This is a genomic window from Rhodanobacter sp. C03, from assembly GCF_002001175.1.
Taxonomy (GTDB): Bacteria; Pseudomonadota; Gammaproteobacteria; order Xanthomonadales; family Rhodanobacteraceae; genus Rhodanobacter.
This window is the reverse complement of sequence record NZ_MUNT01000001.1, coordinates 389,474-406,761: the sequence shown is the minus strand read 5'-3', so window position 1 is coordinate 406,761 and position 17,288 is coordinate 389,474. Positions and strand designations below refer to the sequence as shown.

Sequence of the window (17,288 nt, the reverse complement as noted above, 5' to 3'; positions counted from 1 at the left end):
AAGGCCGTATCCTGTTTCATCCCTCGTCATGCAATGACAGGCCACCGGTCTGCCATCGCTGATACCAAACAGGACGTTCGCTTGAGCTATTCCCCCGCCCTGCCCTGGACTCTGGAGAGTCTTGATCTCAGTCGTATCGATGTCGCGCGTGTGCGCCACGATGAAGATCTGTTCTTTCTGCTGTGCAGTTCGTCGTTCGTCGAGAGCGGCTCGGATCTTTACACGCAGAACCTGATCGACCATTTCGACGGCGACCAGGAGCTGCAGACCTGGCTCCACCAGCACTGGGAGCATGAAGAACTGCAACATGGCCGCGCCCTGAGCGCGTATGTGCGCTGTGTGTGGCCGGAGTTCGACTGGGAGAAGGGTTTCAAGGCGTTCTGGGACGAGTACGGCACCGTGTGCACGGCCACACAACTCGAACCCTGCCGCGGGCTGGAACTGGCCGCTCGCTGCGTGGTGGAAACCGGCACCGCCAGTCTGTACCGCGCATTGCACGAGCTCACCGACGAGCCGGTGCTGAAGCAACTGACCAACCACATCAAGAGCGATGAGGTGCGGCACTACAAGCATTTTTACGAGCATTACCGGCTATACCGGGAGCGCGAGGGCTTCGGGCGCTACAAGGTATTTCGCGCGATCCTGCGTCGTGTCAACGAGATCAAGGGCGAGGACAGCGACATCGCGCTGCGCCATGTGTTCAACCAGTGCTATCCGCAACACCAAGGCAGTGAGACGGAGTTTCGCCGGATCAGCGATCGCGCGCAGGGTCTGCTACGCCGGCACATTCCGGCCACGATGACGGTGAAGATGCTGCTCAAACCGCTGGATCTGCCGCCGCGGCTTCAGAACATGCTGGAAAAACCGCTGGCGCGGATCAGCGGCAAGCTGTTTCTGCACTGAAACGCTCTGCCGATAGGCTCGGCAGAGCAGACCATCGATCGGAGCCGTTTGATCGCTGCCTAGTTGCCGCTGACCGGTGGCGGTGTGGCGCCGGCGTTGTCACGTGCCATCACGTCGACGTGACGCTGGGCTTCCTTCTCAAGCTTGAAACGCGCCAGATCCAGCGGTCGAATCTGCTTGATCGCGCAAGGCAGATTGCCGCGTGCCGTGAGGATTTTATCGAAGCCGACCGACACTTCCCCGGCAAAAGACGTAAACCCGATACTGTTGGTGACTGTCAGACCGCTGCAGGGCCAGGTATCCAGCAGGAACGCACGCGTGGGGCGCGTATAGACCACCAGCTGGGTATCGTTGAGCGGCTCCCACGAGTCAACCGAAGCTCCCGCCACCAACCGGAAACTGCGTACCGGTGCGCCGGCTGCCGCCACATAAGCAGCCTGTCGTAGCTGCATCTGTTGCACAGACGGCCCGCTGGCGCAGGCGCCGAGCAGCACCGTCAACGCGCAACCGATCCATGACAGGGATGACTTGGACATGACCGCGACCTCCATGGAACGATGTCTGATGATGCAGCGATTGCCGATATGCAGCCCGCACGGACACCTGCATCACTGTCCGCCGGCAGGCACCTCGCGCGGCTTTTCGTCGATCTTGCGCTGGGCCTGTTGCGCAGCCCGCAGATGGCTCACATCGACCGGACGGATCTGCGTGATGGTGCAGGGATAGTTGTTCCGCCCGGTCAGTACGCGGTCGAAACGCACCGATACCTCATTGAAGCTGGAGGTCAGTCCGATCGCATTCGCAAACGTCAGATTCGGGCAGCCATCCACATCAAGCAGCCATGCCTGGTTGGGCCGGGCATAGACCACCAGCTGCTGGTCGTTCAACGCCTCCCATGAATACAGCGGGCTGAAGAAGCGGAAACTGCGCACGGGCGCGCCGGCTGCCGCCAGATACTGCGCCTGGCGCTGACTCTGTCGTTGCGCATAGGGCACGCTGGAACAGCTTGCGAGCAGCCCGGCTACGAGCAACCCGGAGAACAGATGCATGAATTTCATGGCGACCATCTCCATCGGGAACAGGTTTGATAACGCATCACCCGGCCACAGGCATACACCGGCTTACTTCTTTTTGCCCTTGCCGAGGCTGACCCACTTGGCCGGATCAAAGCCGCCTACTTCATAGACCAGGGTCTGCTTCTTCTCACCTTCGGCGAAAGTCACATCCAGACTGATCTTCTTCGCCTTGTGCAACATCGTGATGAAACCCTTGTCATCGACCATCATCAGCGCCGGCTCGCCGGTTGGTGGCGCGAACACCTTGATATGCGCCGGCTTGCCATCCACCGTGGCGGTCAGCGTGCAATTGCCGTGGCAGATGAAGCCAGGCTTGCTGCCGTACAGGAACACGCTCTGGCCCCAGCTGGTATGCCGGCGCAACACCAGCTGCACCCGGTCGTTACCCGACGGCTGGCTGCTGACGATGGTGGCGGTGGACTGCGTGCCGCCGGCCATCGGCGACACCTGATACACCCACAGCGCGGCCAGCCGGTTCTTCTCGCTGGCTTCGGTATAGCGCTTCTCGATCGCCGGCAGGCTCTGCTGCACTTCCTTCGCTGCAGCGCTGTCCGGATAGTGGTTGACGATGTCATGACCCATCGACACCGCCATCCCGTCGTTGCCGATGCGCAGCAGCTGTCGATAGGTATCCAGATTGCGCGCCGCCGCGGCGGCCTGAACCTGTGCCTGCTGTTGCGACGCATCCGGCGCGGGTGCGCCGCCCTGCGGCGAACAGGCCGCGAGCATCAAGGCCACACTCAGGACGGCGCCAGCGAATCGATAGCGGCAAGGTGAATTCATCATCGACGGTCGTCGCTCGGGAGACAGGTGTCTAGCTTGGAACGATCCACGGCTAAGACGCAACCGGCTTCGCGCAGTCCGGCTGGCCAAATCGCTCGCGCAATGCCGCCCGATAACGCCGACTGCAGGGAATCTTCACACTGTCGCGCAGCTGCAGACGGGCGTCGCCGGTCTCCAGCGGCTCGATCTCGGTGAGGTAATCGAGATTGACGAAATAGCTGCGATGCACCCGCACGAAACGGGCCGGATCCAGCCGCTCCTCGATCCCGGCCATGGTCGCGCGCAACGGATAGTCGCGACCGCGCACATGCAGGTTCACGTAATTGCCGGACGCCTGCAGCCATTCGATCTCGCTGGCATTGACCAGAAACTCCCGGCCCAGCTTGCGCACCAGAAAGCGCTCGGGCCGCTCGACCGGCTCCACCGGCGGGCCTTCCTCCGGCGCGACCAGCAACCGCGCCTCGCCCTGCAGGCGCAGCAGCCATAGTCGATACAACGCCAGCATGGCGATGATCGAGAAATAGGTGCGCACATCCTTGAGGTATTCGTAGCCGAAATTGGGCCACCACAAGCCAAAATCGTAATGCTGCCCTGCCATCGCATAGGCCAGCTTGCGTAGCGCGATCATGCCGCCGACGTGGATCAGGCTGAACGGCACACTGGCCAGCAGATGCAGCGGCAGGCTGCGTCGCCAGGTATCGAAACGGAATGGCCAGCGTCGTTCGACGGCAATCACCGCTGGCACCAGCGCCAGGAGTACCAGCGCGCTGCTCCACTCCCACGACCACGGCTCCCATGCCGGCAGCGCGGCATGATCGATCGCCGATGTCACGCTGTTGAACGTCGCGTTCAACACATACGACGCAAGCCAGAAACCGATCTCGAACGGTCGCCGCCAGCGCTGGAAGTCCCGGTAATCGAAAACCGCGTGATTCGTCATGCGGCGATTCTACGGGCAACGCTGCCGATTGCCCCGGGCTTCGTCCCCAGTTACCTACCGTTCGTCACTATCACCCGTCCATCAGTCACTTGGCGCATGAGGACGAGATGAAAGCGCACCAGCATGACGACACTTTCCACCGGAGTTTCCAGCATGACTCGCCGCCATGATATCGACGCGCTACGCGTACTCGCGTTCGGCCTGCTGATCCTCTATCACGCCGGCATGCTGTACGTGGCGCCGGTGGCTGACTGGCAAGGCATGCCGCTGCACAGTCACTATCTCGCTACGTGGCTGCAATACCCGATGCTGTTCGTGAATCGCTGGCGGATGGAACTGCTGTTCCTGATCTCGGGGCTGGCGGTGCATTTCATGCGCGGCAGGACCGGGCTGGCCGGACTGGCGTGGAAGCGCACGCTGCGCCTGCTGCTGCCGCTGGTGTTCGGCATGCTGGTGGTGATCCCGATCCAGTCTTACGTGGGTGGGCTGACCGACCATATGATCGCGCCGTGCTTCGGGGCGTTCCTGCTGCACTACTGGACACACGGCTACGAGGATTACGGACTGACCTGGGCACACCTATGGTACCTGCCCTACCTTTGGCTCTTCACGATGCTGCTGTTGCCGTTGCTGCCGCTACTGGAATCGCGCCTCGGCCAGCGCCTTCGCGCGGGTTGCCTGCGGCTGCGCGGCGCGAGCCTGTTGGTGCATCCGGTGCTGCCGCTGTTCGCGTATGGCGTGCTGCTGTCTTGGCGTTATCCGGAAACGCATGCGCTGGTCGGCGACTGGTACGCGCTGGCGCTCTACGCCACGATGTTTTTCTACGGCTACCTGCTGGGCACAGACAACGGCCTGTGGGCGGAATTGTCGCGCCTGCGGCGCGTCACGCTGGCGCTGGCGCTGGCCTGCTTCGCGGCGTACCTGTGCCTTGACCGGTTCGCCGGCCAGTTCGCCCACGCGCGGGCGGCCGTGATCGTGGTCAAGCTGCTCACGGTCTGGCTGCACTACAGCTACACCTGGATCGCGATTACCGCCATCCTCGGCTGGGGACACGCGCTGCTCAATCGTCCGTTCCGTTGGCTGCCGTATGCGCGCGAGGCGGTGTACCCGTGGTACGTACTGCATCAGAGCCTGTTGCTGTTCTTCGCCTGGCAGTTGCTACCGCTGGGTTTGGGGCCGGTGTCCGAGCCAGTATTGATCCTGCTGGGCACGATCGGCGGCTGTGCGGTGCTGCACGAGTTCGTGATCCGCCGCACGCGCTGGCTGCGACCGCTGTTCGGACTGGACGCACCGCACTCAGGGCCCAAGGTGAGCGCCGCTCCGCGACTGGCCGACGATCTGGCCTGAGCTCAGCTTTTGCCCACCATGCTCAAATCCAGATGTTCGACGCGTACAACTTGATCGAGCCATACGTGCCGGCTCCAATCCGGCACATCGGGTCGCCGCAACTGCACCCGGGCGTTGACGCCCTCGTGCTCGTGGGCATCGCGGAACACCTGCACGTTCGGCCGCTTGCTGACCACGCCATCGCAGCTGCTGCCGTCCTTCATGACCAGCACCACATGGCCATGCTTCGGCAGTTGGTCAATCAGTGATTCAAGCTGCCGGACGCTGGCCTGGTCGGTATAGACACGTTCTGCCTGTCTGTCCATGGACTCGCCTCAAACGACCCAATGGGCTACGACGCTAGTCGTCACAATGGCAAGGGCGTGTCAATTTGACCCTCTCCAAGCTGAATGATCAGCGCGATCTCCGGTACTTTGCCGACGTCGGTGATGCCCCGATAATGGGCGACCCCAAGGACACCCGATGTCATCCCACACCACGCCGGCGGCGGATTCGCTGCTGCAGCATCGCGCCTTTGTCGCATTCTGGTTCGCCCGGATCGCTTCCAGCTTCGGCTTCCAGATGCTGTCGGTGGCGGTCGGCTGGCAGATCTACGCGACCACCGGCCGCGCGTTCGACCTGGGCCTGATCGGGCTGGTGCAGTTCGTGCCGTCGGTGCTGCTGGCGCTGCCGGCCGGACATGTGGCGGACCAGTTCGAGCGCCGGCGGATCGTGCTGATCGGACAGATCATCGAATGGATCGCGATCGTGGTGCTCGCCGGGTTGACCCTGACCGGGCATATCCACGAGATCGGCATTCTCGCGCTGGTATTCGTGATCGGCGTGGCCAAGGCGTTCGAGTTTCCCGCGCTGCAGTCGATGCTGCCGGCGCTGGTGCCGGCATCGATCCTGCCGCGCGCGATGGCGGTGAATGCTTCGGCCGGCCAGGCGGCGATGATCATGGGCCCGGCGCTGGGCGGTCTGCTGTATGTCGCCGGGCCGGGCGTGGTCTACGTGGTGGCTGCCGCGCTCTACCTGATCGCCGCCACGCTGATGAGCCGGCTGCGTTACGAGCAGGCGCCGCCCAGGCGCGAGCCGGCCACGCTGAAGACGCTGTTCGCCGGCGTGCATTTCATTCGCGAACGCAAGGATGTGCTCGGCGTGATCTCGCTGGATCTGTTCGCCGTGCTGCTCGGCGGCGCCACCGCGCTGTTGCCGATCTTTGCGAAAGACATCCTGCATACCGGCCCGTGGGGCCTGGGACTGCTGCGCGCCGCGCCGGCGGTGGGTGCATTGCTGATGTCGCTGTGGCTGGCGCAGCACAGCCTGCAGCGACGGGTCGGCTCGATCATGTTTGCCTCGGTGGCCGGCTTCGGTGTGACCACCCTAGTATTCGCGCTCTCTTCCACGCTCTGGCTGTCGCTGCTCGCGCTGTTCGCGCTGGGCGCGTTCGACATGGTCAGCATGGTGATCCGCAGCTCGCTGGTGCAGCTCGATACCCCGGACGACATGCGCGGCCGCGTCAGCGCGGTGAATGCAATCTTCATCAACACCTCCAACCAGCTCGGCGAGTTCGAGTCCGGCATGCTGGCCGCGTGGATGGGGGCGGTACACGCCACCGTGCTTGGCGGTGTCGGCACCCTGCTGGTGGTCGGGCTGTGGATGGCGATGTTCCCGAGCCTGCGCCGGCGGCAGCGGCTGCATGTCGAAACTCCCGCGCCGGACACGCCGGTAGCAGATATTCTTTGATTCCTGGTAGGAGCGCACAGGTGCGCTCCTACCCATCCAGCAAATCCGGGGCCCGTAACGTGATCACCACATCGCCGAACGAATTCCTCGAGTCCTACGCCACGCTGTCGCCGTTGCCTGATGCGGCGGCCACCGCGCGCGCGGCATACCTGGTCGCGCCGGCCGAGTTCACGCTGGCGGCGGAATCGGCGCGCGACAACCGCTACATGGACATGAACCTCACGGTCGATCCGCTGAAGGCACTTGCCCAGCACAGCGCGCTGGCGCAGGCGCTGCGCGCGGATCTTCCGGTGATCACCTTTCCCGGCAACCCGGCCACGCCCGACGCGGTATTTCCCAACAACGTGTTCGCCACCGCACCTGGCCGGTTGATCATCGGCCGCATGCGTCATCCGGTGCGTCAGCGCGAGGCCGAGCGTTACGACATCCGCGACTTCTTCGGCGACGTGCTGGGTTACGACGAGATCGACCTGTCCGGCTGCGATGACCTGGTCGCCGAACTCACCGGCTCGTTGATCATCGACCGCGCGCGTGGTGTAGGCTACTGCGGCCTCAGCGAACGCTGCGATCTGGCCGGCGCGCACGCGATGCACAAGGCATTCGACCTGCGCCTGACGTTCTGCTTCGAGCTGGCCGAATCCGAATACCACACCAATGTGGTGTTGGCCCTGCTGGCCAGCCGCGCCGCGATCATCGCCGCCGACGGTTTCCGCGACCCCGCTACGCCGCAGGCAATCGCCAAGGCCTACGGCCAGCGCGCAATCTGGCTGACTCCGGCGCAAAAACAGGCGTTCGCCGGCAACGCGATCACCTTGTCCGACCAACGCGTATGGATGAGCGCCTGCGCCGCCCATGCGCTGACCGATGAGCAGCGTGAAACCCTGGCCGATTACGGCTTTGCCGTCGGCGCGATGGATCTGAGCGAGATCGAGAAAGCCGGTGGCAGCCTGCGTTGCTGTGTGGGCGAGATTTACTGACCAGCCGTTCGAGCAAGACAGAACATGGGCCGATCTGCAAAGCCGGATCTTGTTGAAGGAGCGTACCGATGTCCATGTTGCCACCACCGATCCGTTCCAGCTTCGTCACTGTCTTGGGCTGGATCTTTGTCTGCCTGGCGGGTTTCGCCACGCTGATTGGCCTGCTGCAGAACCTGATGCTGCAGCTGGTATTCCTGCCGACCATGCAGCAGCAGATGGTCACTCAGCCAATGCCGCCGAATATGCCGGTATCGATGGGCTGGATGTTCGGTCACATGATCTGGTTTTTCCGCGCCTTCCTGCTGTTATCGATCACTACATTGATCGCCGCCATCAGCCTTCTGATGAGACGCAACTGGGGCCGTTTGCTCTTCATCGGACTGATGGGTTTCGCCATCGCCTATCAAATGCTTGGCTTGATATTTCAATGGTGGTTCATGGGCTCGATGCAGCAGATGATGCAACTTCCGCCCAACGCGCCTGCGCACTTTACCGACGGCATGCATGGCTTCATGCTGGCGATGCAGGTTTTCAGTGCGATCATGGCTATTGGCTTCAGCGTGTTGTTCGGCTGGATCATCAAGCGCCTATGCAGTGCAGCGGTACAGCGCGAATTCGGCAGGGTAAACGCCTCACCCACCTTTCTCGGCAGTCCACCATGATCACCGTTCACCATCTGAACAACTCGCGCTCGCAGCGCATCCTGTGGCTGCTGGAAGAACTCGGTGTGCCGTACGAGATCAAGCGCTACCAGCGCGATCCAAAAACCATGCTGGCGCCGCCGGAGCTGCGCGCGGTGCACCCGCTGGGCAAGTCGCCGGTGATTACCGATGGCGAACTCACCCTGGCCGAATCCGGCGCGATCATCGAATACCTCGCCGACCGCTACGGTGCCGGCTCGCTGATTCCCGCGCATGGCACGCCCGCACGGCTGCGCTGCAACTACTGGCTGCATTACGCCGAAGGTTCGGCGATGCCGCCGCTGCTGCTGAAGCTGGTGTTCCGCAAAGTCGAGAGCGCGCCCGCACCATTCTTCGTGAAGCCGATCGCGAAAGGCATCGCGCACAAGGTGATGAACAGCTTTGTCGATCCGCAGCTGAAGTTGCATCTGGATTATCTGGAAGGCGAGCTGGGCAAGAACGAGTGGTTTGCCGGCAACGCCCTCAGCGCAGCCGATATCCAGCTGAGTTTTCCGCTGGAAGCCTTCGCGGCGCGTGGCGGGCTGGATGCCCGTTACCCGCGACTGACGGCGTTCCTGCAACGCATCCATGCGCGGCCGGCGTATCAGCGCGCGTTGCAGAACGGTGGCGAATACCATCTTGGCGGCTGATTCCGCGCTCCATAGCTGAACGGACAACGGCATCGACTGCTGCCGTCTACGCACTGCTCACGACCTCGCTGGCAACCTGCCACTTCAGATAGCGAGGAGAAGACTGATGCGTAATCGTGATATCGAGCGACAGATCCGCGACGCGGGCGAACAGGCTGGCGAGCGCGTGCGTCATTACGCTGATGGCGCCGCCAGCAGTGCGCAAAACCTGTTCGATCGTGGCCGTAGTCTCGGCGAGCGCTTTGGCAAGCGCGGCAACCATTACAGCCAGCGACTGACAAATGCGGCCGAAGATTTCGCCGATGAGGCGAATTATCACTATCGCCGTCTGCGCCGCCAGGTGAATCGCCATCCGACGGCCAGCGTGGCGATTGTCGCCGGCACCATCGGCGCGTTCCTCTTGCTGCGCCACGTGTTTCGCAACCGCGACGACGAATGAATCGCCGGATTACCGTTAACTGACTCCATGACCGGCTGCACGCAGCCGGTCATGGAGTGCGGGAACTCTGCAACGCCGACTTACCGGACTGCCGTGATATTCACTTCCACGCGCCGGTTCGGCGCCAGGCAGTCACGCAGCCGCTGGCCAGTGATATTCGGGCAGGCAGCCACCGGATCGGCATCACCTCGGCCTTCGGTGGTGATCACGCCACCATCCACGCCATGCTCGACCAGGTAATCGCGCACTGCGTCGGCACGCCGGAGTGATAGGTCGTCGTTCTGTGCGCGGTCGCCGATCCGGTCGGTATAGCCGACGAGATTCACCGCATGGATGCTCCTGGATTCGTGCAACTCCGCCACCAGCCGATCCAGTTGACCGCGGCCGCGTCGGGTCAGGCTGTTGATGTCGGACTTGCCAAAGGCGAACAACGCGTCCGCCCCCAGCGTCTCATGCCGGTTTTCGACCGCTGGTGCCGGTGCCGGCATTTCCCGCTGCATCGGTGCCGGCATCATCACCATCGGTCTGGCCCGGTAGACCGGACACGGACAGCAGCCAGCCAGCAGCACGGCGGCACCCGCCGACGCGATCATGCTCATGTGTATGGTCTTGTTCATAGTCTCCATCCTTCGTGCGGTCAGATGAGCTGATGAAAACACCAGCGACCGCCATGGGCGCAGTCGCTACTCCTCGCAATGACATGACCGCTGTTGCTCTGCCGTACGGACGTTGCTGCTGCGCCGACGCCACCGGTCCATGGCGACGCCCATGGCTGTCATGGCGCAAAACTTATCCGCGCGTATCGCTGGCGGTGATGACACTCCACAGAATGCGACTGCTATGCTGAATTTTTGCGCACCAAGCAGCCGACCCATGTCCTCGAAAGACATCGCCTTTCATCACCCCGTGGCGTTCTGGCTGGGCTGTGCCACCGTGATCGCGGGGGTGCTGGCACATCTGCCGATGCTGGTCATGGCCGCACCGATGCACTATCACCTCGCCGGCATGCCGATGGACAACACGATGCGTATCGGCATGCTGCTGGTACCGCTCGGCGTGCTGCTGGCTGGCTATGGCCTGATGCCGCGGATGGAACAGATGCGACGTACGCTGCGCGCCGACCGCAGCCCGCTGCCGTTTCATATTGCCGATGGCGTGCCGCTCAATCGCGAGCACTGGAAGCTGGTGACCGTGCTGACCATCGCACTGGCGGTGGACGTGATGAAACCGGCGACGATCGGCTTCGTGATGCCGGGCATGTCGGCCGAATACGGCATCAGCACCTCGACCGGCGGCCTGCTTGCGCTGTCGGCACTGATCGGTACGACGGTCGGCTCGATCGTGTGGGGCCGGCTGGGCGACCTGTTCGGCCGCCGCGCGACCATCCTGCTGTCGGCACTGATGTTCATGGGCACCTCGATCTGCGGCGCGATGCCCGCGTTCGGCTGGAACCTGCTGATGTGTTTCATGATGGGCGCCGCTGCCGGCGGCATGCTGCCGATCACCTTCACCCTGATGGCCGAGACCATTCCGACCGCGCATCGCGGCTGGCTGCTGGTGGCACTGGGCGGCATCGGCACCTCGGCGGGCTATCTGCTGGCATCAGGTGCGGCCACGCTGTTCGAGCCAAGCTACAGCTGGCGCGCGCTGTGGCTGCTCAACCTGCCCACCGGCGCGCTGATCGTCTTCCTCAACCGCTACATTCCCGAATCGCCACGCTTTCTTGCGCTCGCCGGACTGGAGGATCAGGCGCGCGCGGTGCTGCAGAAATTTTCCGGTGGTGCCGTGCCGCTGATTCCAGATGTAAATCACGCGCTGGAAACCGCCCAGTCGCAGCAACATGAGCCGCCGCGGATCGGCATGCGCCGCCTGCTGCGCGGTCGGCACGCACCGATCACCTGGGGCTTGATGGTGTGCGCGATCGCCTGGGGACTGGTGAACTTCGGCTTCCTGCTGTGGCTGCCGGCGAACCTGGTCAAGCTGGGTATCGATGCGCACGCCAGCAGCGCGCTGCTGGCGCGTTCCGCGATCCTCGCGCTGCCCGGCATCGGCATCGTGGTGTGGTTCTACCAGCGCTGGAGCAGCATCCGTACCCTGGTGCTTTTCATCGGATTGACCGCGCTTGCGTTGCTGTTCTTTTTCGCGATCGATCTGACCGATGTGCGCGTCGCCTCGATCACCACCGTGGGTACCGTGGCGTTGCTGTTGAGCATCAGCGGGGTGATTGCCACCCTGATTCCCTACGCCGCCGAAATCTATCCGGTGCACCTGCGCAGCAGCGGTGCCGGCCTGATTGCCGGCAGCTCGAAATTCGGCGGCATCCTGGGCGCGGTGCTGGGTGTGCTCGGTCTGTTCAACCATTTCATGCTGTCGGCCCTGCTGATCGCACTGCCGATGACGGCGGCAGCCTGGATGCTCGCGCGACGTGGCATCGAAACGCGCGGCCACGGGCTGGAAGCGATCCAGGACGCACTGGCCGAATAGCGCATATCGAAAAGCCGCCAATCGGCGGCTTTTCGAATCGACTCACCTTGCATCCGAGCGACGGGCTCGCCGACTTCAGACCGTCTGCGGATTCGGCTTGTCCGGATCGAGCTTGTATTCCTTGATCGCGCGGCTGACGTCCTTGGCGTTGACCTTGCCGTCCTTCGCCAGTGCGGCCAGCGCGGCATGCGCGATCCAGTAACGATCGACCTCGAAGAACTCGCGCAAGTGCGCACGCGTGTCCGAACGGCCGTAGCCATCCGTGCCGAGCACGGTGTAACGCATGCCGTCGGGCATGAACGCGCGGACCTGGTCGGCGAATTCGCGCACGTAGTCGGTGGCGGCGATCGCCGGACCCTGACGACCATCGAGCAGCCCGGTGATGTACGGCACGCGCTGCTCCGCTTCCGGGTGCAGACGGTTCCAGCGCTCGGCATCGAAACCGTCGCGACGCAGCTCGATGAAGCTGGGGCACGACCAGATGTCGGACTTCACGCCGAAGTCCTTCTCCAGCAGTTCGGCCGCCGCAATCACCTCGCGCAGGATCGTGCCCGAGCCGAGCAGTTGCACGCGCGGCTCGCCCTTCTTCGGCTTGCCGCCATCCTTGAACAAATACATGCCCTTGATGATGCCGTCCTCGACGCCTTGCGGCAGGTCGGGATGGCTGTAGTTCTCGTTCATCACGGTGATGTAGTAGTAGATGTCCTCCTGCTCCTGCATCATCCGGCGCGTGCCGTCCTGCAGAACTACCGCGACCTCATACGAGAACGTCGGATCGTACGACTTCACGTTCGGGATCGTGCCGGACATCAGGTGCGAATGGCCGTCCTCGTGCTGCAGACCCTCGCCATTGAGCGTGGTGCGACCGGCAGTGCCGCCGATCAGGAAGCCGCGCGAGCGCATGTCACCGGCCGCCCAGCACAGGTCGCCGATGCGCTGGAAACCGAACATCGAGTAGTAGATGAAGAACGGCAGCATCGCCTGGTTGCTGATCGAATAACTGGTCGCCGCGGCCATCCACGAAGCCATGCCGCCGGCCTCGCTGATGCCCTGCTGCAGCACCTGGCCCTTCTGGTCCTCGCGGTAGTACAGCAGCTGGTCGGAGTCCTGCGGCTTGTACTTCTGGCCGAACGGCGCATAGATGCCGATCTGGCGGAACATGCCTTCCATGCCGAACGTGCGGGCCTCGTCGGCGACGATCGGCACCACGCGCTCACCGAGCTGCTTGTCGCGCAGCAGCAGGTTGATGCCACGTACCAGCGCCATCGTGGTCGAGATCTCGCGCTCGCCGGTGCCCTTGGTGATCTGCTCGAACGCGGCCAGCTCCGGCGTCTTCAACTTCGCCTCGGCCTTGCGCCGGCGCTGCGGCAGGAAGCCGCCGAGCGCCTTGCGACGCTCCAGCATGTACTGCACTTCCGGCGAGTCCTTGCCCGGGTGGAAGTACGGCACATCCTTCAGCTGGTCGTCGCTGATCGGAATCTGGAAACGGTCGCGGAAATGCCGCACCGCCTCCTCGTCGAGCTTCTTCTGCTGGTGGGTCGGGTTCTGCGACTCGCCGGCCGCGCCCATGCCGTAACCCTTCACGGTCTTGGCCAGGATCACCGTGGGCATGCCCTGGGTGTTCGACGCCGCGTGATACGCGGCGTAGACCTTGTGCGGATCGTGGCCGCCGCGATTCAGCCGCCAGATGTCGTCGTCGCTCAGGTTGGCGACCATCTCGCGCGTCTCCGGATACTTGCCGAAGAAATGCTCGCGCGTATACGCGCCGCCGAACGCCTTGCATGCCTGGTATTCGCCGTCGACGGTTTCCATCATCAGCTTGCGCAGCACGCCCTTGGTGTCACGCGCGAGGAGCGGATCCCAGTAGCTGCCCCAGGCCAGCTTGATCGCGTTCCAGCCGGCGCCGCGGAATACGCCTTCCAGCTCCTGGATGATCTTGCCGTTGCCGCGCACCGGACCGTCGAGGCGCTGCAGGTTGCAGTTGATCACGAAGATCAGGTTGTCCAGGCCTTCGCGACCGGCCAGCGAGATCGCACCGAGCGACTCCGGCTCGTCCGTTTCGCCGTCACCGAGGAAGCACCAGATCTTGCGGTCGCTCTTCGGCACCAGGCCGCGGTGCTCCAGATACTTGAAGAACTGCGCCTGGTAGATCGCCTGGATCGGACCCAGTCCCATCGACACTGTCGGCACCTGCCAGTAGTCCGGCATCAGCCACGGATGCGGATACGACGACAGCGCGCGGCCCTTGCCGACCACTTCCATGCGGAACAGATCCATCTGGTCCTCGGCCAGACGGCCTTCGAGGAACGAGCGCGCATAGATACCCGGACTGGAATGGCCTTGGTGGAATACCAGATCGCCAGGGTGGTCGGCGCTCGGCGCACGCCAGAAGTGATTGAAACCAACGTCGTACAGCGTCGCGCTCGAAGCGAAGCTGGCGATATGCCCGCCCAGTTCGCCCGGCTTGCGGTTCGCACGCACCACCATCGCCATTGCGTTCCAGCGGATCAGGGTGCGGATGCGCCATTCCATCGCGGCGTCGCCGGGGCTCTTGGCCTCCTGGCTGGGCGCGATGGTGTTGACGTATTCGGTGGTCGGATTGAACGGCAGGTAGCCGCCCGAACGCCGGGTCGAATCGACCATCCGTTCGAGCAGGAAGTGGGCGCGTTCGGTGCCGTCGTGCTGGATCACCGCATCGAGCGAGTCCATCCACTCGCGGGTTTCGGTGGGGTCGATGTCCTGGTTGAGGATATCGTCGAGCTGATCCATGAAGATTCTCCGCGGCACCGTTGCAGCGCCAGACTTGAGGGGACTCCCGCCGTCGGGGCAGCGGCGGGTCAACAGCAGAGTTTAGCCGCCGCGGCGCACCAGCACCAAACGGACGCCCATTCGCCGGCGCATGGATCGAACACCGCGCCCCGCCGGCCGGGGCGCGGTCAAGTCACGTCAACTACGCCGTTCACCCTGTGCGGCGCGAATCTGCGCATCCACCGCGACGATCGCCGTCATGTTGACCACGCGCCGGGCGGTCGATGCCGGCGTGAGGATGTGTGCCGGCTTGTCCAGCCCCATCAGGATCGGCCCGATCGCCACGCCGTCGGTCATCACCCGCACCATGTTGTAGGTGATGTTGGCGCTGTCGAGATTCGGCAGCACGTACAGGTTGGCGCGGCCGCTCAGCGTGGTGCTGGGGAACATCCGCTGGCGCAATGCCTCGTCCCACGCGGTGTCGGCCTGCATCTCGCCATCCATCTCCAGCTTCGGCATGCGCTCCCTGAGGATTTGCCACACCTTGCGCATCTTCGCTGCGCTGGGGTTGTCATGGCTGCCGTAATTGGAGTGCGACAACAGCGCCACCTTCGGCTCGATGCCAAACAGCTTCAGGCGATACGACGCTTGCAACGTCGCCTCGGCAATCTGCTCGGCGGTCGGGTCGACCTGCACATGGGTATCGACGAAGAACCAGGCACCCTTGTCGTTGATCACACCGGTCATCGCCGAGGTGCACTGCACACCCTGGTCCAGGCCGAACACGCTGCGCAGGTAGCCGAGCTTCTTGTGGAAACGACCGACCAGGCCGCAGATCATCGCATCTGCCTCGCCACGCTCGACCATCAGCGCCGAGATCAGCGTGGGGCGCGAACGCAACAGGTTCTTTGCCGCCGCCGGCGACACGCCACGACGCTCGGTCAGCGCGTGATACTGCTGCCAATACTCGTTGAAGCGCGGATCGTCATTGATATTGGTCAGCTCGAAATCGACGCCGGCGCGCATGCGCAGACCGAGCCGCTCGATACGGGTCTCGATCACGTCCGGGCGGCCGATCAGGATCGGGAATGCAAGCTTTTCGTCGATCACCGTCTGCACCGCGCGCAGCACGGTCTCTTCCTCGCCCTCGGAATAGACCACACGCTTGCGATCGGCACGCGCACGTTCGTAGACCGGCTTCATCAGCAGACCAGTGCGGTAGATGAACTGGCCGAGTTTCTCCTTGTACGCGTCCATGTCGGTGATCGGCCGCGTGGCCACACCGGAATCCATCGCCGCCTGCGCCACTGCCGGCGCCAGCATCACCAGCAAGCGCGGATCGAACGGGCGCGGGATCAGATACTCGGTGCCGAACGTGGGCACCTCGCCACCATAGGCGCCGGCCAGGTCGCCCGCCTCCATCCGTGCCAGTCCGGCAATCGCGTTCACGCAGGCGAGCTTCATCGCCTCATTGATACCGGTGGCGCCCACATCCAGCGCGCCGCGGAAGATGTATGGGAAGCACAGCGCATTGTTGACCTGGTTCGGATAGTCCGAGCGGCCGGTGGCGATGATGCAGTCCGGACGTACCTTCTTCGCATCTTCGGGCGAAATCTCCGGATTCGGATTGGCCAGCGCCAGGATGATCGGCTTGCCCGCCATCGTGGCGACCATTTCCGGCTTCAGCACGCCGCCGGCGGACAGCCCGAGGAAGATGTCGGCGCCGTCGACGATCTCGGCCAGCGTGCGCTTGGCGGTATCGCGTGCGTAGCGCTGCTTGTCCGGATCCATCTTGTCACGGCCGCTGTACAGCACGCCCTCGCGGTCATAGGCGAGGATGTGCTCCGGCTTCATGCCCAGCGCCACCAGCATGTCGAGACAGGCAATGCCGGCGGCGCCGGCGCCAGCCGTGGCCAGCTTCACGTCGCCGATTTTCTTGCCGACCACTTCCAGCGCGTTGATCACGGCCGCGCCGACGATGATCGCGGTGCCGTGCTGGTCGTCGTGGAATACCGGGATCTTCATCCGCTCGCGCAGCTTGCGCTCGACGATGAAACACTCCGGCGCCTTGATGTCTTCCAGGTTGATGCCGCCGAAAGTGGGCTCCATCGCGGCGATGATGTCGACCAGCTTGTCCGGATCACGCTCGTCCAGCTCGATGTCGAACACGTCGATGCCGGCGAATTTCTGGAACAGCACGCCCTTGCCTTCCATCACCGGCTTGCCCGCCAGCGGACCGATATCACCCAGGCCCAGCACCGCCGTGCCGTTGGTGATCACTGCCACCAGGTTGCCGCGTGCGGTCATCTCGCTGGCCGCGTTGGGGTCCGCGACGATCGCCTCGCAGGCATAGGCCACGCCGGGCGAATAGGCCAGCGACAGGTCGCGCTGGGTCAGCAGCGACGTGGTCGGGCTGACCTTGATTTTGCCCGGACGCGGATGACGGTGATATTCAAGAGCGGCTTGGCGCAGATCTTCGGGGATGGCCATGGATGTGTATTTGTTGAGGGAGGGGGCGGTACCCGCCACAGGC

At 63.6% G+C, this 17,288-nt stretch carries 16 protein-coding genes; 8 read left to right on the top strand and 8 right to left on the bottom strand.

Translation table 11 applies throughout. The features are described from left to right. Positions 1-81: 81 nt before the first annotated feature. Complete coding sequence (locus B0E48_RS01605) at positions 82-903, top strand: ferritin-like domain-containing protein (RefSeq protein WP_077516857.1); 822 nt, start codon at positions 82-84, stop codon at positions 901-903. Between the two features lie 59 nt (positions 904-962). On the opposite strand, the gene B0E48_RS01600 is transcribed toward B0E48_RS01605, so the two are convergent. The 4 genes from B0E48_RS01600 to B0E48_RS01585 all read right to left on the bottom strand — a co-directional run bounded on the left by B0E48_RS01600 (position 963) and on the right by B0E48_RS01585 (position 3,702). Further along, on the bottom strand, positions 963-1,439 hold the full coding sequence (locus B0E48_RS01600; RefSeq protein ID WP_077516855.1) for a DUF6491 family protein: 477 nt from the start codon (positions 1,437-1,439) through the stop codon (positions 963-965). Positions 1,440-1,511: 72 nt separating this feature from the next. Beyond that, positions 1,512-1,961, bottom strand: coding sequence for a DUF6491 family protein (locus B0E48_RS01595; RefSeq protein WP_077516853.1), 450 nt, complete (start codon positions 1,959-1,961; stop codon positions 1,512-1,514). A gap of 63 nt (positions 1,962-2,024) precedes the next feature. Next, the gene (locus tag B0E48_RS01590) at positions 2,025-2,765 is read right to left on the bottom strand and encodes a hypothetical protein (RefSeq protein ID WP_254423810.1); all 741 of its coding nucleotides are present in this window, start codon (positions 2,763-2,765) and stop codon (positions 2,025-2,027) included. A gap of 49 nt (positions 2,766-2,814) precedes the next feature. Continuing rightward, positions 2,815-3,702: a LytTR family DNA-binding domain-containing protein gene (locus tag B0E48_RS01585; protein ID WP_077515691.1), complete on the bottom strand. Its 888-nt coding sequence runs from the start codon at positions 3,700-3,702 to the stop codon at positions 2,815-2,817. A 153-nt stretch (positions 3,703-3,855) separates the two neighbouring features. Between B0E48_RS01585 and B0E48_RS01580 the strand changes: the two genes are divergently transcribed. After that, entirely contained in the window at positions 3,856-5,049 is a 1,194-nt protein-coding gene (locus B0E48_RS01580; protein ID WP_077515690.1) for an acyltransferase, read from the top strand. Between the two features lie 2 nt (positions 5,050-5,051). Here B0E48_RS01580 and B0E48_RS01575 read toward each other — a convergent pair whose 3' ends face one another. Then, positions 5,052-5,354 (bottom strand): DUF3247 family protein, encoded by a 303-nt coding sequence (locus B0E48_RS01575; protein ID WP_077515689.1) that lies wholly within the window; start codon positions 5,352-5,354, stop codon positions 5,052-5,054. A gap of 157 nt (positions 5,355-5,511) precedes the next feature. On the opposite strand from B0E48_RS01575, the gene B0E48_RS01570 reads away from it, so the two are divergent. From B0E48_RS01570 to B0E48_RS01550, 5 genes are all read left to right on the top strand, one after another. Beyond that, entirely contained in the window at positions 5,512-6,777 is a 1,266-nt protein-coding gene (locus B0E48_RS01570; RefSeq protein ID WP_077515688.1) for an MFS transporter, read from the top strand. Positions 6,778-6,836: 59 nt separating this feature from the next. Further along, on the top strand, positions 6,837-7,754 hold the full coding sequence (locus B0E48_RS01565) for an arginine deiminase-related protein (protein ID WP_077515687.1): 918 nt from the start codon (positions 6,837-6,839) through the stop codon (positions 7,752-7,754). A gap of 176 nt (positions 7,755-7,930) precedes the next feature. Further along, positions 7,931-8,416, top strand: coding sequence for a hypothetical protein (locus B0E48_RS01560; RefSeq protein ID WP_139350117.1), 486 nt, complete (start codon positions 7,931-7,933; stop codon positions 8,414-8,416). Then, positions 8,413-9,084, top strand: coding sequence for a glutathione S-transferase (locus B0E48_RS01555; protein WP_077515685.1), 672 nt, complete (start codon positions 8,413-8,415; stop codon positions 9,082-9,084). The genes B0E48_RS01560 and B0E48_RS01555 overlap by 4 nt, the downstream gene beginning before the upstream one ends. A 106-nt stretch (positions 9,085-9,190) precedes the next feature. Next, positions 9,191-9,523, top strand: coding sequence for a hypothetical protein (locus B0E48_RS01550; RefSeq protein ID WP_077515684.1), 333 nt, complete (start codon positions 9,191-9,193; stop codon positions 9,521-9,523). Positions 9,524-9,603: 80 nt separating this feature from the next. Here B0E48_RS01550 and B0E48_RS01545 read toward each other — a convergent pair whose 3' ends face one another. Then, positions 9,604-10,140 carry an OmpA family protein gene (locus B0E48_RS01545; protein WP_168170271.1) on the bottom strand — a complete coding sequence of 179 codons (537 nt, stop codon included), beginning with the start codon at positions 10,138-10,140 and terminating at the stop codon, positions 9,604-9,606. Positions 10,141-10,396: 256 nt separating this feature from the next. Between B0E48_RS01545 and B0E48_RS01540 the strand changes: the two genes are divergently transcribed. Continuing rightward, positions 10,397-12,007, top strand: coding sequence for an MFS transporter (locus B0E48_RS01540; RefSeq protein ID WP_077515682.1), 1,611 nt, complete (start codon positions 10,397-10,399; stop codon positions 12,005-12,007). 75 nt (positions 12,008-12,082) lie between these two features. Here B0E48_RS01540 and aceE read toward each other — a convergent pair whose 3' ends face one another. Both aceE and B0E48_RS01530 read right to left on the bottom strand, forming a co-directional pair. Continuing rightward, positions 12,083-14,776 (bottom strand): pyruvate dehydrogenase (acetyl-transferring), homodimeric type, encoded by a 2,694-nt coding sequence (aceE, locus tag B0E48_RS01535; protein ID WP_077515681.1) that lies wholly within the window; start codon positions 14,774-14,776, stop codon positions 12,083-12,085. 177 nt (positions 14,777-14,953) lie between these two features. After that, positions 14,954-17,245 (bottom strand): NADP-dependent malic enzyme, encoded by a 2,292-nt coding sequence (locus tag B0E48_RS01530; RefSeq protein WP_077515680.1) that lies wholly within the window; start codon positions 17,243-17,245, stop codon positions 14,954-14,956. Positions 17,246-17,288 lie beyond the last annotated feature (43 nt).